The organism is Bacillus haikouensis (assembly GCF_013179555.1).
GTDB classification, from domain to species: Bacteria; Bacillota; Bacilli; order Bacillales; family Bacillaceae_B; genus Rossellomorea; species Rossellomorea haikouensis_A.
Map to the genome: position 1 here is coordinate 1 of NZ_JABMCR010000074.1, position 16,647 is coordinate 16,647.

Annotated in this window: 18 protein-coding genes; 2 read left to right on the forward strand and 16 right to left on the reverse strand. The window is 42.3% G+C overall.

The genetic code is table 11. From position 1 onward, the window contains the following. The 4 genes from HP456_RS09245 to HP456_RS09260 form a co-directional block, all read right to left on the reverse strand. Nucleotides 1-820: TOMM precursor leader peptide-binding protein (locus tag HP456_RS09245; protein ID WP_172250291.1), on the reverse strand; the 820-nt coding region annotated here is incomplete at its 3' end. Next, nucleotides 817-2,727 carry a putative thiazole-containing bacteriocin maturation protein gene (locus tag HP456_RS09250; protein ID WP_172250293.1) on the reverse strand — a complete coding sequence of 637 codons (1,911 nt, stop codon included), beginning with the start codon at nt 2,725-2,727 and terminating at the stop codon, nt 817-819. The genes HP456_RS09245 and HP456_RS09250, both read right to left, overlap by 4 nt. 286 nt (nt 2,728-3,013) lie before the next feature. Next, the gene (locus tag HP456_RS09255) at nt 3,014-3,283 is read right to left on the reverse strand and encodes a heterocycloanthracin/sonorensin family bacteriocin (protein WP_172250295.1); all 270 of its coding nucleotides are present in this window, start codon (nt 3,281-3,283) and stop codon (nt 3,014-3,016) included. Nucleotides 3,284-3,758: 475 nt separating this feature from the next. Then, complete coding sequence (locus HP456_RS09260) at nt 3,759-4,259, reverse strand: hypothetical protein (RefSeq protein WP_172250297.1); 501 nt, start codon at nt 4,257-4,259, stop codon at nt 3,759-3,761. Nucleotides 4,260-4,528: 269 nt separating this feature from the next. Here HP456_RS09260 and HP456_RS09265 point away from each other — a divergent pair, with 269 nt between their 5' ends. Further along, nucleotides 4,529-5,044, forward strand: a complete 516-nt coding sequence (locus HP456_RS09265; RefSeq protein WP_172250299.1) for a phosphoribosylanthranilate isomerase — start codon at nt 4,529-4,531, stop codon at nt 5,042-5,044. 356 nt (nt 5,045-5,400) lie between these two features. On the opposite strand, the gene HP456_RS09270 is transcribed toward HP456_RS09265, so the two are convergent. The 6 genes from HP456_RS09270 to HP456_RS09295 all read right to left on the reverse strand — a co-directional run bounded on the left by HP456_RS09270 (nt 5,401) and on the right by HP456_RS09295 (nt 9,021). Beyond that, nucleotides 5,401-5,862: a GNAT family N-acetyltransferase gene (locus tag HP456_RS09270; RefSeq protein ID WP_172250301.1), complete on the reverse strand. Its 462-nt coding sequence runs from the start codon at nt 5,860-5,862 to the stop codon at nt 5,401-5,403. A 245-nt stretch (nt 5,863-6,107) separates the two neighbouring features. Continuing rightward, complete coding sequence (locus tag HP456_RS09275; RefSeq protein ID WP_172250303.1) at nt 6,108-6,401, reverse strand: hypothetical protein; 294 nt, start codon at nt 6,399-6,401, stop codon at nt 6,108-6,110. A gap of 39 nt (nt 6,402-6,440) precedes the next feature. Beyond that, nucleotides 6,441-6,986: a signal peptidase I gene (gene lepB / locus HP456_RS09280; RefSeq protein WP_312857747.1), complete on the reverse strand. Its 546-nt coding sequence runs from the start codon at nt 6,984-6,986 to the stop codon at nt 6,441-6,443. Nucleotides 6,987-7,170: 184 nt separating this feature from the next. After that, nucleotides 7,171-7,611, reverse strand: a complete 441-nt coding sequence (locus HP456_RS09285) for a YybH family protein (protein WP_172250307.1) — start codon at nt 7,609-7,611, stop codon at nt 7,171-7,173. Nucleotides 7,612-7,768: 157 nt separating this feature from the next. Continuing rightward, on the reverse strand, nt 7,769-8,440 hold the full coding sequence (locus HP456_RS09290) for an AraC family transcriptional regulator (RefSeq protein ID WP_172250309.1): 672 nt from the start codon (nt 8,438-8,440) through the stop codon (nt 7,769-7,771). 233 nt (nt 8,441-8,673) lie between these two features. Beyond that, on the reverse strand, nt 8,674-9,021 hold the full coding sequence (locus tag HP456_RS09295; protein WP_172250311.1) for a hypothetical protein: 348 nt from the start codon (nt 9,019-9,021) through the stop codon (nt 8,674-8,676). 212 nt (nt 9,022-9,233) lie between these two features. Between HP456_RS09295 and HP456_RS09300 the strand changes: the two genes are divergently transcribed. Next, nucleotides 9,234-9,383 carry a hypothetical protein gene (locus HP456_RS09300; RefSeq protein ID WP_172250313.1) on the forward strand — a complete coding sequence of 50 codons (150 nt, stop codon included), beginning with the start codon at nt 9,234-9,236 and terminating at the stop codon, nt 9,381-9,383. Between the two features lie 150 nt (nt 9,384-9,533). On the opposite strand, the gene HP456_RS09305 is transcribed toward HP456_RS09300, so the two are convergent. From HP456_RS09305 to HP456_RS09330, 6 genes are all read right to left on the reverse strand, one after another. Then, the gene (locus tag HP456_RS09305; RefSeq protein ID WP_172250315.1) at nt 9,534-9,887 is read right to left on the reverse strand and encodes a VOC family protein; all 354 of its coding nucleotides are present in this window, start codon (nt 9,885-9,887) and stop codon (nt 9,534-9,536) included. 264 nt (nt 9,888-10,151) lie between these two features. Continuing rightward, on the reverse strand, nt 10,152-12,062 hold the full coding sequence (locus HP456_RS09310; protein WP_172250323.1) for a S9 family peptidase: 1,911 nt from the start codon (nt 12,060-12,062) through the stop codon (nt 10,152-10,154). 221 nt (nt 12,063-12,283) lie between these two features. Beyond that, the gene (locus HP456_RS09315) at nt 12,284-12,706 is read right to left on the reverse strand and encodes a hypothetical protein (RefSeq protein ID WP_216663225.1); all 423 of its coding nucleotides are present in this window, start codon (nt 12,704-12,706) and stop codon (nt 12,284-12,286) included. 184 nt (nt 12,707-12,890) lie between these two features. Further along, nucleotides 12,891-13,709 (reverse strand): SDR family NAD(P)-dependent oxidoreductase, encoded by an 819-nt coding sequence (locus HP456_RS09320; RefSeq protein WP_172250319.1) that lies wholly within the window; start codon nt 13,707-13,709, stop codon nt 12,891-12,893. Between the two features lie 382 nt (nt 13,710-14,091). After that, nucleotides 14,092-15,288, reverse strand: coding sequence for an aspartate kinase (locus HP456_RS09325; RefSeq protein ID WP_172250321.1), 1,197 nt, complete (start codon nt 15,286-15,288; stop codon nt 14,092-14,094). A gap of 45 nt (nt 15,289-15,333) precedes the next feature. Next, nucleotides 15,334-16,584, reverse strand: coding sequence for a homoserine dehydrogenase (locus HP456_RS09330; RefSeq protein ID WP_246288909.1), 1,251 nt, complete (start codon nt 16,582-16,584; stop codon nt 15,334-15,336). Nucleotides 16,585-16,647: the final 63 nt, after the last annotated feature.

Sequence of the window (16,647 nt, forward strand, 5' to 3'; positions counted from 1 at the left end):
GCTCGCTGTCTGAGTAGACCTGTGTCCGTCCGGCCGTCCCTTCATCCCCGGAGAACATCGGCATATTCACACTCGCATCCGCGAACGGCGTCACCAGGTCATACATCTTAGAGTTAAAAAGTCCGGTCCGATTATCCAGATAGTCTTTTACAAGAACTTTCTTCAGCTCATCCAGGGGCGTACAGCGGAAGCTGCCCCTATCGATTTTCGGGCTGGGCTGAAGGGAAATTCGGGCTAATTCCGGAGAATCGTCCGGAATCCGGCTGCAAATCCGGCATAACGAATCGGGAACGAAGGCGTGCCAGGAGCTATTCAATGTTTTCAAGTCGGTTAAACATATCCGCCCCTCTGAATGTGCCTTTTCACCTTCAAGGTACCTGCCGGCTTCTGCTGCGATGACGTGAGCCATGTGCATATAACCCGTATTCGAAGCCCATGGATCGATCATGACTCCACCGTCTTCAGCGAGTTTCCCCTGTAGATCCCGCATCTCATTTCGTTCCTTTCCTCCAAGGAGACGCCGCAGATCAGCACATTGCGAGCATCCTGGTGTGTTTGGACGAACCAGCGGCCCGATGATCCCCTCGCCAAACGAAACGAAGCCCCTAAGCCATGGAACCTGAGCCCCCCTCATCACTTCTTCTGCCTGTTGATGAACAGCCGGATTCCAGGTATCATCCAATGCCAGTACCAAATCTGTACTCTGAGGGAATCTTTTTTCAAAGCTGCTCTGTCGAAAAACGGGGTACCGGGCTGAAATTTGCGCACATACAAGGTCCGAAAGCTTCCCCTCCCCTACAATCACTACGAAAGAACTCATTGCATTTCCTCCTCTCGCAGCAGCACACAGAACACGCCTTCCAGCTCCTGTTTAAAGACGGGTTCAATATCCAGTTCATAAACCACTAACTGCTTTTGATTCCATTTCAACGTTTCGATTGCTTCTTTCACGTTTCCAGGCTGGATCCTGTCTTCATTGGCTGGAATGGCTATTCTCTCTGCACTCCCTTCCTCTAACACATCGGCAACAGGTTTTGCATCGAAAGCATCCGTACCATTCTGAGCTTGAAAAAGTGCATGCTGCAGAGAGTTCCTCAGCGCCATGGTGGGAGTTAAACCGGTATTTCCATACCAGCCATTCCCTCCGCGGACATAGACGACAGGAAATCCGGCCACATCCTCACCGAATCCGATTTCCGGCTCTCCTTGCATCGTAGTCAGTGCCTTTATATAAAAACGGCATTTTTCATCCTCAACAGCATCTAACTCAAGACGGGAAATGGTACTTTCTTGAACAGATTCTCTTTTTCTCAGACCATCAGTCAAACACTTCTGAAGACCGCGTCCAACGCATTCTGCAAATGTCGCACCTGTGCAGGTGGCCATAAATTCATCTGTCCCCTGAGGTACAATCAAACTGCCCAGTCTTAAAGCGTATGCCTCTATTCCTTGTAAACCGGCTTCGCGTCGAGCTTCTTCATGGGTCAAGCCACTGCAGATCACCTCATCCAGCAGTTCTGCAGGACCCTCAGACAGGACGTCGACCGGCTGGACACGGCATTGAGCCAGTGGCAGCTGTTTCGTATTACTTTCCTCCCATACATGAAAAACCCCAGTCTCTTCAGACGTCAGCAGACTGAAGAAATACAGCATTTTTTCTCTATCAACTCTTTCTGACACCTCTTCCAGCCGCATCTCCAGACTCTGAACAGCTTCAGCGGCTGCCTTTCCCGTCTCCAGCGGATGTGGTAGAAATGAATGCCAGCTTCCTACAAGCGTTTCTGTATCGAGCAGGAAGATTCGATTTCTCTGATTCGATTTGCTCACTCCTGTTGTCTCTTTAAATAATTCAAAGACAATCATGTTCGCAAGCATCGCTCCAGGGATGGCCGACTCAGCAGGGAACTGGTTTTCTTTTGTTAATGCAGGAGTGTGGATGCGCCTCCATGCAGAATCCCAGCCAGCCTCGGAATCGGGATGGATGATCGGCCCGGCGATTCCTTTCTGCTTGTGGCAAATTGCCGGAACAAACAGCTTCTTATCTGTCCTGCAAATGGCATGAAGGAGCTCCAATTCCTCAAGGTTTTCTTTTTGAGTCACATATAAAATCGAATCGAACGGCTGCAGAGTCTCCCGCCATCCGTTTTCACTGAACCCGACTTCCATGAGCTCTACCTCCGGATCTGTTTGACGGGCATGCTCCACAAGCTCCATCAGCCGGCTTCTATTGGCAGGCACCTCATCGGTCATGAGCACCTGCAGCTTTGCCATTCCAGATTCGATCAGAGATGAAACCAATGAAGTCAGAAAAGGACCGGATCCAACTGCCAGGACATTGGCCCCGCGGTAGGTTTCAAACCTTGAAGCTCCCGAATCTGCCAGACTATCGACAAATTCGATTTGTGAGGCGAATTTTTTCACGGCATGTTCAGGCAGCTGGTGCGGCAGGTCCCTGCTTACATCCCGGACAAATCCATTCCCATGCATCACCTCTGCAATTTCCATTATCCTGTTTTTATAAGGACCAGGCAGTCCGTTCGTCAAATACTCAAGCGAGTACTCCCCATTGAACATCGGCAGCAGCTTTTCAACCCATTGGTCAATCCCGTTTCCTTCCATCCGGAAAGAGCACTGGTTATTCCTGAAATAAACACCGCCGTTTGGTTCAGGGAGGTAAAACGTATCCCTCTTTACTTTCAAGCGCATAGAAGGGTCCAATTTTTCCATATCGCTCCTCCTTACCCCGCTGCTTTCAAATTGTTTAGTGAGCGTCATTACCATCATATGAATCTCAATTTGTCCCTTATGTATAAAGAAAAGCGCAAGCGCCTTGTTCAGCCCCGGCAAAGGCTTTAGGTGAAGTCGCTTTGACTTCATTGGGTGGACCGGAACGTCTCGAGGAACCAGGTGCTGGAGCTGGCCATTTCTAAATCAGCTATATTTCTTATATAAATAAAGACCCCTGCACTGATTCATACAGGGATCCTTACGAACACTATATTCTAAGATCTGTTTAACGGCCGCAGCGCCCGCATCTACCGCAGCGCCCGCCACCTCCGCATCGGCCGCAGCCTCCGCACCTGCCGCAGCCTCCGCAACGGAAGCATCCACCGCAGCCAAAACAGCTAAAGAAGCAGGAGAATCCTAAGCCAAAACAGCTTCCAAATCCAAGGAAGAGCCGTTCGTCATGTGGATCATACATATTTTGATCCCAGGATACAGGCTGTGTTGCCTGGAAATCACCTACATTCAGATGTTGAAGTTCATTATGAAAATTATTCATCTTTATCTTTACCTCCCAAATAAATTACCCATTGGCTCCCATCAAAAGAACAAGAAAATTGTGCTACCCAGAAAAAAATTCTGTAAATAGGTACATTCACTATAAATGGAACACTCCCAAACAATTTATGTCATTTTGCTGGGTATTGTTACTGATACAAAAGCCTATTTTTAAAGAGGAGGCCATCAAGAAGAACACAATAGAATGAGGCTGGGACAGCGTTGACTTTAAATACCGCTAATGATTTCCGCTGGAACAAGCTAAAAACTAAATGAACATTTGAATAAAACGATTAATAAAAACCCCGAACTTACTTGAATCCTTGAATTCAAATTAGTTCGGGGTTTATTTAGACTAACTGAAACACTTTTTTCCCAGTTTCTTCAACTCTTTTATAAAATAGCCAGGATTCCTTCAGTTTATGCACCAGTTATATTTAGAAGATGGTATTTCGCCGAAACACCTCACCAATACGTTATGCTTGATCCAGCCGGTACAGCTGCTTGTTTCCAGTTGTCAGATCTACCGTTTCAATATAATCCGGCACTTTATCAAATGTGTGCCTGGCCCATTTTACGACAGATTGTATGAACGTGTGAATTTGCTGTTCCATCGGATAGACCACATATTTACGGACGCTGAATTGTACAGGGTCCTGTCTCACGATCAAGTATTCCACTGAAACATGTTGATGAATCTGCTCATCATACATTTCCCAGAATGTGCAGACCCACTCGCTCTGGTGCGCTGCTTCCTTCTTATCTATGTTTTGCATTAAATGATCAATGATTTGTGCCAGGGATATGTAATAGCATCCATTGGAAGGAAATTCTTTCCGATTTAAAGTAGATTGCAAATCGGAAATAGCACTTAAAACAGACAGCATTGTCCGCTCTTTACCAGGAAGCTGATATACCTTGGATATCACTTCATCTACAAATGACTGCAGGTCATCCTTCCAGTTACTAATCGTCAATTACGCTCCACTCCTCTTACTATGTATAAATATATCTTAATTGATAATGATTATCAATGTCAACGGTTTGCTTTATTACTATAAGAAAAGAATAGCTAAAGCTACTAGAAATTAAGCAGTTCAGCTTTGGGATAGAAAATGGCGCGACTAATTGTGCACATTAAAGGTCCTTTGATGCTTTTATGGTAAAATAAGTTAAATAACGTTATACAACTAAAGAGCGTGTTTAACGAAAAAACACGGTAATTCCAAGAAAAATGGAGGGACATATGGAAAACCACAAGTTTAATGAATTTACTAGAATTGCAAAAAAACTAAATGATATTGAGATTATTCCATTGTTAATGGGGTCGGTTGGTTTAGAAGTCGTTACAGGTAAGAGTTGGGATGCACAAGACTTAGATATTCATGTACCTGGTGATAAAAGGGGTTGGGAAGTGCCACCGGAATTAAATATACACAACTGGGCGGATATCGTGACCATGATGAATTCAATGGGTTATAGGTTGATTGATTTGCATGAACATGAGTTCTCAAAAGAGGGATTATCAGTTGAGTTTGGGATTATTGATACATTACCAAGTTTCGCAGGAGTACAATTAGAGGATTTAGAAGTCCATAAGTTGGAGGAGATCAAGTATTATTTACTAAATCCAAAGCAATATTTACGTGTTTACGAATCTTCCTCCAAGGATAGTTATCGAGCAGACAACAATAATAATAAAGATATCAAGAAAATAGATTTCTTAAAAAAGAGGATATATGCTAACCTCGGATCCTACTGATTCTATTAAACATTGTGCTTATCCGAAATAATTATTGCGGAGGTGCTAAACACCGCTTTTGATTTCCGTCCAAGACTCCGCTTTCCGCGGGCGGCCGGTGAGCCTCCTTGCAGCATGAAATGTGGAAGCGGCTCGTCCAGAGGCGACAAGCATAAGCCGCTGGAGCTGGACAAGTCTCACCTGTCTCGCTTTTCCCGCAGGAGTCTGCGTCTTGCACTCCAATCAACCGCTGGAACAAGCTAAAATGAAAAAACCTTTAACAGGATCGATAAAAAATCCGACCCTTCCTCACATTCCTCTTGCCATCATTAGACTCCTGATCATCTCATCTTCCTTTTGAAATGCCTCCCGCCGGTTCAAGAAGGCAAGTATTCCATTGGATCCACACAATCAACATAACCATTTTTCTTATAATAATTTTTAGATTCATCACTCGGCCAAACAATTACAAACTCAAATTTATTCTCTTTGATCCATTTATTTATTGAACTCAATAGTTTGCTGCCAACGCCTTCATTTCTATATTCCGGAGTGGTATACACATTGGTCATATATGCAAATGGATGAGTGATTCTACCAGGTCTTGGTACCTTTTGTATCAACTCTATGTATATATGTGAAACAATTTTATTCTCCTCCTCCGCAATCCAAATAAACCATTGCCTGCTTTGTAAGGCATTCTCTAAAAATGTTTGACATTCAATTTCAAATTTTTCATAGGACTCGTCTTTTTTATTCTCATCAAACTCAAGGGTATTATCCCATCTCATTTTAATTAACTGTTTTATATCTTTTGATTCAGCAAGTCTGATTTCCACTTGATTTCACCTCTTTTAAAGGAATAAAGAAAAATTATTTATTTTTTAACAGCTTGCGTTTAATCGTTCTAATTTGACCACGACGATTCATTTCATCTTTGAATAACCACTCATCAATAATCCTTTGGGTTCGGTCAATGTCTTCCCTCTGACTTTGGACAATTCATTAATAATAAATAGTCGCTTCGATCTCATCATTTGGAATGGCTCCCATCATCCTGCTATCAGTGAAGCTCCTTCTGTATCTATAAAGGGAAAAAGCTTATAGTTTGCCAAACAAATAAACAAAAACCAACAGTTACAATAAAGAAGTTTACAATTGCTGACTTCTTATTACCGTTACTTCTTTCTTCAACAAAATCATATAAACTTTTCAACGTCCAAAAAAGAACCAACAAAACCCAACCAATACGGTCATTTTCAGCATTTTCATCAAAGAAAAATAGTGCAGCTATCATGACTAATCCAACAAGAACTATATTTCTTAATAGAAAGATGGCCCTTTTGGAATTCTTTGATGTCGCTTCATTATTCTTCAATATATCCCTCCTGCAGTATTAAGCTTCTATTTCCTAAAATTAGTCATTTTTAATAATCCTCATATCTTTTAATGGATAAAAAACAACATTCGTAGTCCCTACGATTTCATCGATAGGAATGGCTCCTATTATCCTGCTGTCAGTGCTGTTCCTTCTGTTATCCCCCATAACGAATAAATGACCCTCCGGTACAGTGGCCTGCCCGACAGCCGTATCCTCTAATTTAAATGACCTCGTTAAGTCACCGTTTATATTTTCTTTTTGCTTATTCAGGTATGGCTCCTTATACGCTTTTCCATTCACATATAAGGTGTCGTCTTTGTACTCGATTTTATCCCCGGGCAAACCGATCACGCGTTTAATATAATCCTGTTTTTCATTTGCGTGAAAAACAACAATATCAAATCTCTCCGGTTCTCCTATCTTTGAGACGATCATTCGATCATGGTCATGTAAGGTGGTATTCATTGAAGCTCCGTCAACCATAATAGGGGTAAATAAGAAGGTTCGAACAATAAATACGATGACTAACGCAACAGCCAAAGATTTAATCCATTCAAGGGTTTCATTTTTCTTCTTAGCCACTCTCTTCATCCTCTCGACTTAAAGTTTCTATGTATTTTATACTCTATTCACTTCATTCCAATTATTTCAAATAACAGGATTTTGAGCAATATTGATCTTCATATCATAAAAATAAGAGCCTAAAACCCAAATGGATGTGGCCCTTTTTCGCTAAGAATTATAACATTACAACTTTCACTAAGTCTTACCTCAAGTCAAACATGCCCTTTCCATCCTGCATATTAATCGGTAAAGAGGAATGTTCGTGCGTAATCAGCCAGGCTTCGTTTACTCTTTTCATGCCAAATGTAAATCGATTGGTCATCTGACGAAGCTTCTCTTCCGATCCTTCTTTATAAGCGGCAAACGTAACAGAACAATGAACAAATGCGAGATTCATATTTTCTTCAATCACTACTTCATGAATATCCACTTTAAGTACTTCCCCATCTTCTTTTAAACCGTTAAACCAGCCCAAAACGTTTTCTTTCCAAGCATCTTTTCCCTTGCGTTCCCAACTCCCCCAGCAATCATAAGTATGGACGTCAGCTGAATACACAGATAGAAATGTCTCACTATCCCTCTTATTAACAGCCTGTTTGTAAGTCTCAAGCACTTCCTGAATAGAACCGATTCCTTCAGACATATGTCCCTCTCCCTAACCGTGAGTAATTAGCGTTCTGTTACTTGTTCCATATTGATCACACTATTTCCTTCTTTCTCAGCAGCTGGCGGGTGAGGGTTCATGCTCTAGTGGTTATTTTTTTAAAAGGCGACAGTGGAAAGAGGATAACGCCTCCGTACTACCCCTTCCCCCGATTTTGGCGATAAGATCTGATCATTTCAACATACTGTGTATCTCCCAAGCCGTATTCCCTGAAATTCTCGATAAGTAGAGACACTAGATTTTTTGCCGGAAGGTCCCCATGCTTCTGAATATACAACATAAGATCACTATCCTTCTTAAGATAATTCAAATAAAGGTGGATTCCCTTGTATAAAGAAGTGGGCTCAACTACCTCAGGCAACGTTTTATGGATCATTACTTGTTTGTAAAGGCGGGAATATCCTTTTGCCTCCAGGCTGTGGGAACGTACAGGCTTGAACTGATCATCGACAAGGTGGAGATCTATTGACCCTATACATTCTGTTTGGTCTAACCAGGCGAGTATGGTCAGGAGATTCATTTGACAAAACATATCCTCATCAAACCATAGGGCAATACGTTCAATATCTTCTTTGAAGAGGGGCTGCAATGGATTCATGGTAATTTCAGCATATTGAGCCGGTGTTACCTGATGAACCCCCGCACGTATGTCGATAAACTCATCGGAAAACAAATCTTCGCATGTTTCTCCATAACACATGGCCTCGTTAAAAGGAATCATCCATTCGGGTTCGAGAAACTGTGTTTCTTTGAAGTGCTTATACATTTCTGTTCCATTAAGAATATGTAGAGTTCCTGTTTGGATCACATGGATACCTCCAGCCTGACTGTTGATAATACATCCTTGGTTTATACTACCATAAAAAGTAAAAAATCAGTTTCCTTTACAAAGAATAAGCTGCATGAAATTGTTTTAACTTCTCCCATAAATGATCTCATTCCGACCTTGTCACTATATTAAACGTTACACCTAAACTAAAATTCAAAAAACCCAGAGAAAATTTCCCCTGAGTTTTAAACCCCGTTCCAAATTCCCTATGTTTACCTCAATTTCACTGGTGAGTGTAGATCTTGCATATCCCGATAGGATCTATAGGAAACGAATTTCTTCCCATTTGAATATCCATCCAGTTGTAAAATCCGGTCAGCCCTGGTTTCCAAGTAGAGATGAGAGTCTATCAAATTCAGTCTGGAGAAGGTATAGGTATTGCCGAGGTAATGCTTTTTGATTACTTGTGTGTCGGGATGCTGCTGGATGAACTCCGCCAATTCCTGTGGCGATGAAGAAGGAATATCAGTGATCGAATAGAAGGTCTCCTTAAGATTGTCTTTTAACTTATGCATTGCATGAAGGGTCCTGTCTTTTAATTTACTGCCATCTAACTCCATAAGTCCACTCCTCATTTCTTGTTATTAAGAAGAATCTCCAATAACGCATAATTAATTCCTTATTTCTTAAGCAGAATTCTCAAATGACTGGATGCATCGGATGCATTTTCTCCAAATACGTATTCCTTCCCCATCCGCCTCAACACAGCTCTCTAATAAATTTCTCTCTATATATAAAGTGAAAATCGAGCATACTATCGGCAGGAGGTGATATGGTGGCTGACCAGAAGAAAACGTCCAAAGATATAGAAAAATACAGTCCATTAGAAAATGTGAATAAAAATGATCGACACAATGATAATGCCAGGGCAGCAGCAGCTCTTGAACCAAAAGCTCCAAGAATGAGTACTGATAATCTTTAGGACAAGTGGGGACGGTTCTTTTTTAATTCGATACGTTGGGAAAGCGGGCTTGGATTTCTTTTGGTGTCGCTGTTCTTCATAGATTCACCTCATCCCATCAGTTACCCCTCAATAAAAAAAGCGCGGGATCTTTCCCCACGCTTCAAACAGCTAACATTGACAAATCATTAAATGATTCCCGTCTGGATCTTTAAAGTTAAACCAATGATTATTTTCAATGTTTGTTGTCATTTCTACATTTTTGCTTTTCATATAGTGAAAAGCCTGCTCGATATTATTTGTGTTTAAATGAAAAGGAGGAGCTTTATATATCGTTTCCTCTGAAAATAGTTTGCTGTCCAATACGATACCTGTTCCGTTCATAGGCACTATGTACAGGTGACCAAATAATACCTCACCATCTGATGGTAAATCGAATATGTCACAATACCAGTCGCGTGCTCTTTCAATGTCACTCACAGGAATGAATGTAGTTCCGATTTGATTTAAGATTGGTTTTGACATCAACATTTCCCCCTTTTTTTTGATAGAAAATTCTTTGCTATTCTCTTGTTGAATTTACCTCCGATTCCTCACTACCAATTATTTCAAATTAATGTAGAGTACTCAAGACAAATTTTTTCTGGATTTGCCCTTTAACGGAGTTGAAATAGCAGCGTAGTGACGGGGAATCCTGCCCCCCTTTACCCTATTTAACCGTAAGTAAAAACAGCCTCCATATGAAGACTGTTTCATCTTTATGTATCCATGCCGATCTCCATTTATTAATCACAAATCCCTGAAACCTTCCAAGCTTTCTCCAAGAATATAATGCGAAAACCACATCAAATTCTGCTTCATAACAGCCACATTCATTCCCGGCTGGTCAGAACTATAGGCCATTCCTTTAAATATGACTAATTCAGTCTCCACTCCCATATCCCTTAATCCTTGATACAGCTCATATGCGTTTGGAATAGGAACCCTTGCATCCTTTTCGCCATGCTGGATTAAAGTCGACGTACTGGCTGATTTGATATAGGTCATGGGTGATGTTTTGCTATAAATCTCAGGATCATTCCATGGATCATTTCCCAGATGCATCCTGATGAAGTAAGGGATATCTGTATTGACATAATGGTGACGCCAATTGGTTATCCCGCCGCCGACTGATACCGCCTTGAACCGGTCACTATAAGTGGAGCAGAAAGCAGAAATATATCCCCCCTGGCTCCATCCCATAACCCCTACCCGGTCCTTATCGGCAATCCCCTTGTCAACGAGTGCATCCACCCCGGATATCACATCCTGGCAGTCACCGATTCCCAGATTTCGATAGTTCGCTTTTAAAAATTCATTCCCGTAACCGGAACTGCCCCTGTAGTTTGGTTCTAACACGATAAAGCCCTTTTCGATAAACTGTTCAACAGGATATTTTTCATTGAAACAGCCTGAATGGATCGGGAAGGATGCCCACGCCGGACCGCCATGAATGAGTACCAATAAGGGATATTTTATATTTGAGTCAAACGCTGAAGGGGTTGATAAAATTCCCTCTATTTCAAGACCATCATGACTTTGCCATGAGATGATTTCCCTGTTACTTTTAAGCTTTCCTTTGAAGTATGCATTTTCATTCGTTATCTTTTTATCATCTAAATAGACTTCAAAGGTCTCATTTGCTGCAGCCTTCGTATAGGATAGATGATTTCCATCCCTTGTTATGGAGGCATCCAGTATAAAGCCGTCCTCTTTTTCGCTTACTATTTCCACCGTGCCATTCTCAGATAACAACCCGATATGATAATTCGTTTTATTTTGCCATCTCATTAAAATTCCTTTGTCTGTCCACCGTAATGGAATCACTGAACTATCAAAATCTGTTAATGGTTGAATCCGCTCTCTAGTATGTATATTGCATATCTCCAGCGTACTGTCCTGTATATGGGTTTTATAGTACTCCTTCTCCCTTATGCTTGCTGAGTAACATAGTTTGCTGCCGTCAGGAGAAATGCAGATACTCCCTCCCAACAACTTATCGATATTCAGCTTTTGCAGCTCGCAAGCTTCATTATCCAATATGTAAAGATCTCCATTCATGAAATCTCCCATATTCGGGCTCGGTGCAGCCATCAATACAACCCTTTTTCCATCAGTTGAAATATCAAATTCATGGATATGAAAGTCCTTACCGTCAGTTAGTGGAAGCGCCATGTTATTTATACCAGAATCTTTTATTTCAATAAAATATAAACGATGATTCCGATATTCCTTTCCTACATGCTGGAAATCTCCATAGATCTCCTTGCGTTTCATGATTTCCCCGGATTCTTTTGACAGCGCAATATAATAAAAACCTCTCCCGGCAGGATCCCACTTGAATTTACTTACTCCTTCTTTCTCATTCGTGATTTGAACCCTGCCATTACCATCTAATGACTGAACAAAGATCTGGTTTCTCTTCTCATCTCCTTCACCAACGGAACGAAGGTATGCAATTTGTCTAGAATCTGGAGACCATAATGGGGACGTACCCTCTAGTAATGAGTAACATTCCCGCTTATTTTTTTCATAGATCCATATGTGGTCCTTGTATGTATTGTCTTTCCAGTCAGCTGTATGTTTAACAAATGCTGTGTTATTGCCATCTTCACTTATGTTTATATTTGATATGGTTGGTAATGAGATAAGGTCTGATATGTTTTTTCAGTCAATTTCATTACTAAATCTCCTAATCTTAATTGGTATTAAGCGTAATCTTGATAATACCAATTGATTTCGTTTGAAATTTACAGCAAAACTTTGCCTTTAATGATAGGTTAATGTACTTGAATTACAGAAAAATTTCCATTAAACTCCGTTTATGGAATATGAGACTAGCTGTCTGACCTTCATCAATCCCTTATGTGGAATAATGAAAATCACTCAACTACGGTAAACTCGATGTAAGGCATCTTTTCGTTAGCCCCTTGCATTGCATCATATAGTTCTAATACTTCTTTTTCATATTCGTTCTTTGAGTTATTGTTCTCTATATAATCTACGGTATTATCGTTACCTATATAAACCGCACGGTACTTATTGTCTTCAGAATCTATAACATCGACTATGCCAGAAGAAAAGTGGTCATTTAACCCTGAAAAACTATCTGCAACAGATAGCCTAGCTACTTTTTCCCCAACCTCATCAATCTTAATTTCAGTGTATCGCAAGGTTTTGTTTGTCATCTCTTCTCTATTTAAAACAGTACGTTTTGGAGGGGGATCTGATTCGGTTACCTCAAGCTGCTCATAAATAGTAGAATCTCCATTATTAAAACAACCAGCTAGAAGAAGAGCCACCATTAGTACATAGAAACTATATTTGATACGAACGCCTCCTTAAGCATGTCATGTTCGAATTCTTCAATAATACTGGCACTTTTGTAGATTAAACTATTCCAGCACCCATCCCAGTAATTGAAGATAGACAAGCCGAGTGACTAAACGAGTGTTCTTCAGCAATTTCCCCGATAGTACAGAAAGCAGGCTATCCTTCAAACGGCAAAGGTTGAGTCCCGTCAACATCCGTAAAGCCATATTTCCTTGCTAGTTCAGCCACCATAACCGCTTCACCGGAAATCTTAGATACCAGGGAATCTGATGCCAATGCCACAACAGCGCGCCCTGCATATGCAGTCGTTTCCGTTGCTCCATCCTCTGGTCCAAAACCTGAATCTATAACTCTTTCTGTACGCATCCAACCTGGGCAAACAGCAACCGCTGAAACGTTAAACTCCTTCAATTCCTTTGCCATTCCGAGTGTCATTCGATTGATAGCATTCATGGCTAAATCGTAATATAAATTACCTGCGATTCGATCCTTTATAAAAAAGGTGATGTTTACAATCAACCCTTTACGGTGCTTTGTCATCAGCGGTGCTGCATATCGGGCTGTCAGCAAGTAAGCTTGCGGGCCAGCAACCATCATCGCATCCCAGTGCTCCTGCGGGCGCTGCCAAAAAAGTCGTCCTTCTCCCACTGGAAGGGAACTTTCGGACCCGCCAAATACACTATTGACTAGAATATCGATCCGACCGTGGTCCCTTTCTATTTGTTCAAACAGTTTTCTTACATCATTCTCGTTTGTATGATCACAACGTATTGCTATGCCTTTGCCACCTCGTGAAGTGACACCAGCAGCGGTATCCTCAATGGTTTCCGGCCGATTATCGGTTGTTGCTCCCTTTACACTCCGACCTGTCACATACACCGTTGCTCCTGCACCGCCTAATTCGAAAGCAATTCCCCTGCCCGCTCCACGGGACGCACCTGTAACAACAGCAATCTTCCCTTGCAATGGTTTCATTTAAACTCCCCCATCCCCTACCGCGAAAGGTCAATACACTATATCCACACAAATATGACCTTAATCAAATAACCGGCACTTTGGCTTAATACCAATTATTTCAAAATCGAACAGCTTACTCAAGAAAAACTTTAACAAAAAGAAGCTCATCCTGTTCCGGATAAGCCCCCTATGGTAGATCGATAGAAAGTTGCGGGAATGACCAACTCAGTTGAAAAGGCCGTTTCAAGAGAAAGTATACGAATGTATAACAAAGACATCGAGGAGTTAGCAGGACTCATTCCATCAGTCCCTAGGTAAAAAAGGTGTATTGGGTTTCTGCCCTCTACACCTTTTCATTTGATATGTGATGAGAGACAGAATGGTTCACCTCCCTATCCGTTTACAAAACAGCTCTCCTTGATTCCACATAATCCAAACCAAAGTGCATATGAAGGACCCTGGCTGCCTTTTCTACATCATACCGATCAACCAGCGCGCTTAATCCTGTCGGGGATTCCCATATGGACTCCTTTGCAATATGGTAGTCATGAAAAACGTTAGTGACCTTCTCTTTTACCTCATGGGTTGAGTGGATGCGTCCGATTACGGACACCTTTGATAGATTTTCTCTCTCTTCTGTATAAGAGTAGGCTTGATTATATTGTCCAACGATTCTCTTTACTTCTTGAAAGTCCTGATCTTTAACTATGAGGATAAGGTTTTCCTTGTATTTAATGATTTCTGTCTCTATATGGTGGGAATCGAGATCATAAAGAATCAGTGACTCTCCACCCTGGCAGTCACAGATTGTCAGAACAGAAATGTCTTTCTGGTAGGCTATCCCGACAATAGGGGCATTTCTCTGTGCTCTTTCGCTAATGACGGTCCCCCGCCCTTCATTCAAACTGGAACAAACCACAAGCGGCACATGATGTTCCTTCGCATGTTTAATCGCTCTTGGATGCAGGACACCGGCTCCCATGGCAGCTAAACGCAGCATCTCATCATAGGAGAGGGCGTCAATTTTTGCTGCCCGGGGAACGATTCTCGGATCCGACGTATACACCCCGTCTACATCCGTATAAATATCACACCTATCCGCTTTTAATGCGGCAGCAAGGGCAGCTGCAGTTGTATCCGAACCGCCCCTGCCTAATGTAGCCACTTCTCCTTTATCCGTGACCCCTTGAAAACCAGCTACCACGACGATTCGTCCTTTTGATAACTCCGATTTTATCCGTCCGGTATCGATCGAAATAATCTTGGCATTCCCAAATACTCCGTCGGTTTGGATTCCCGCCTGTCTGCCTGTCAGGGATACGGCTTCCAGACCCTTATGCTGCAGAGCCATTGTCAAAAGGGCGATCGTCACCTGCTCACCGGTACTTAAGAGCATATCCATTTCTCTTTTACTTGGCTTTGCAGAGAGTTCCGCTGCCAATCTTACAAGTGTATCCGTCGTTTTATCCATTGCTGATACGACTGCGACAACATCATGGCCTTTTTCTCTTTCCTTCATGACATGAAGGACCATTCGCTTGATTCGATCTGTAGAACCAAGAGAGGTTCCACCAAACTTCTGAACAATCATACTCAATGATACCCCTACTTTCTGTCAGCCCGTATTTATGAAAGATTCCTTCTAAGAAACGACAGCTCCAGTCTTCACTTCATTTTCCAATGGAATTTCATCCATTATAGGCACAGCTTGAATATGATCATGCGTCCGAAGAAGCGAGTCCAGTGTCTCTTTCCTGCCTTCAACAAATACGTACAAGTAATCGCCAAGTTGAATACGATCCTTTAAGGTGAACGATTGGATCCAGTTTTGATCATCAGCATCTTCACGGATTTTCAGAACCCATTGGCCGCTGCTCTCAACCTGAACCTCCCCGGTCCTCGCTATGCTTTCGGCAGAGGCAGTGTACTTCCTCTCGATCAACGACAGAAAATCCTCTACCATGGCGCTGCCTGTAGGCAGTTTTCCAGCTCCTGGACCAAGCAGGGTAATCCTTCCTACAAGACTACCCTTTAGAGATATGGCATTTTCTACATCCTCCACACCGTAAAAAGGATGGGTGTCATGAACCAGGATGGGCTCTACTTCACCTATGATATGGCCGACTGAATCCCGCCGGAGAGAACCTGCGTGCTTGAAACGTAATCGAAAGGATTCCGCAGCCTGGAGCCACTCTGCAGTCAGGTGTGCGATCCCCTTCCGTTGGATATTTTCCCAATCGGGCTGTCTGCCAAAGGCTGTTTGACTTAAAATCAGCAATTTATAGAATGCATCATGGCCTTCGATGTCATTTGTCGGATCGGCTTCAGCATAGCCCTTCTCCTGAGCAATCTTTAAAGCTGTATCAAAGGCAAGACCTCTTTTTCTCATTTGAGATAAGATGAAGTTGGACGTCCCATTCAGAATCCCTTGAATTTGTCTGATTTCATTCACCTTCAGAAGCTGCCTGATACTGCCGATCACCGGTATTCCTCCGGCTGTCGTCGCTTCAAATCCGACCGATACCCCGTTCCTTTTCGCTTTTTCCAATAGCCCCGGGCCATGTTTGGCAAACATCGCTTTATTGGCCGTGACGATATGAACTCCCTTCTCAATGGCTTCGGTTAAATACGTATAGCCCGGCTCCTCCCCCACGATCGCTTCAAAAATCACATCCAGGTTCGGGATATCCAGGATGTCTTGGAAATCCGTTGTGACGTTGATGGATGGGTCAATATTCCTCTCTTTTGCGGGATCTTTAATAAGAATCGCCCTTACCTTCACCTCTTTACCTAGTACTTCCTTCAATCTGTCCTGATGGGTATCGATTGCTTCACAGACTCCCTGTCCTACCGTTCCGAACCCAAGAATTGCCACATTAATCGTTGACATCATGTATCCTCCTTTTCCTTTTTCACTTTATACGTAAGATTGATCATCCTAGTTGAAGATCCACTT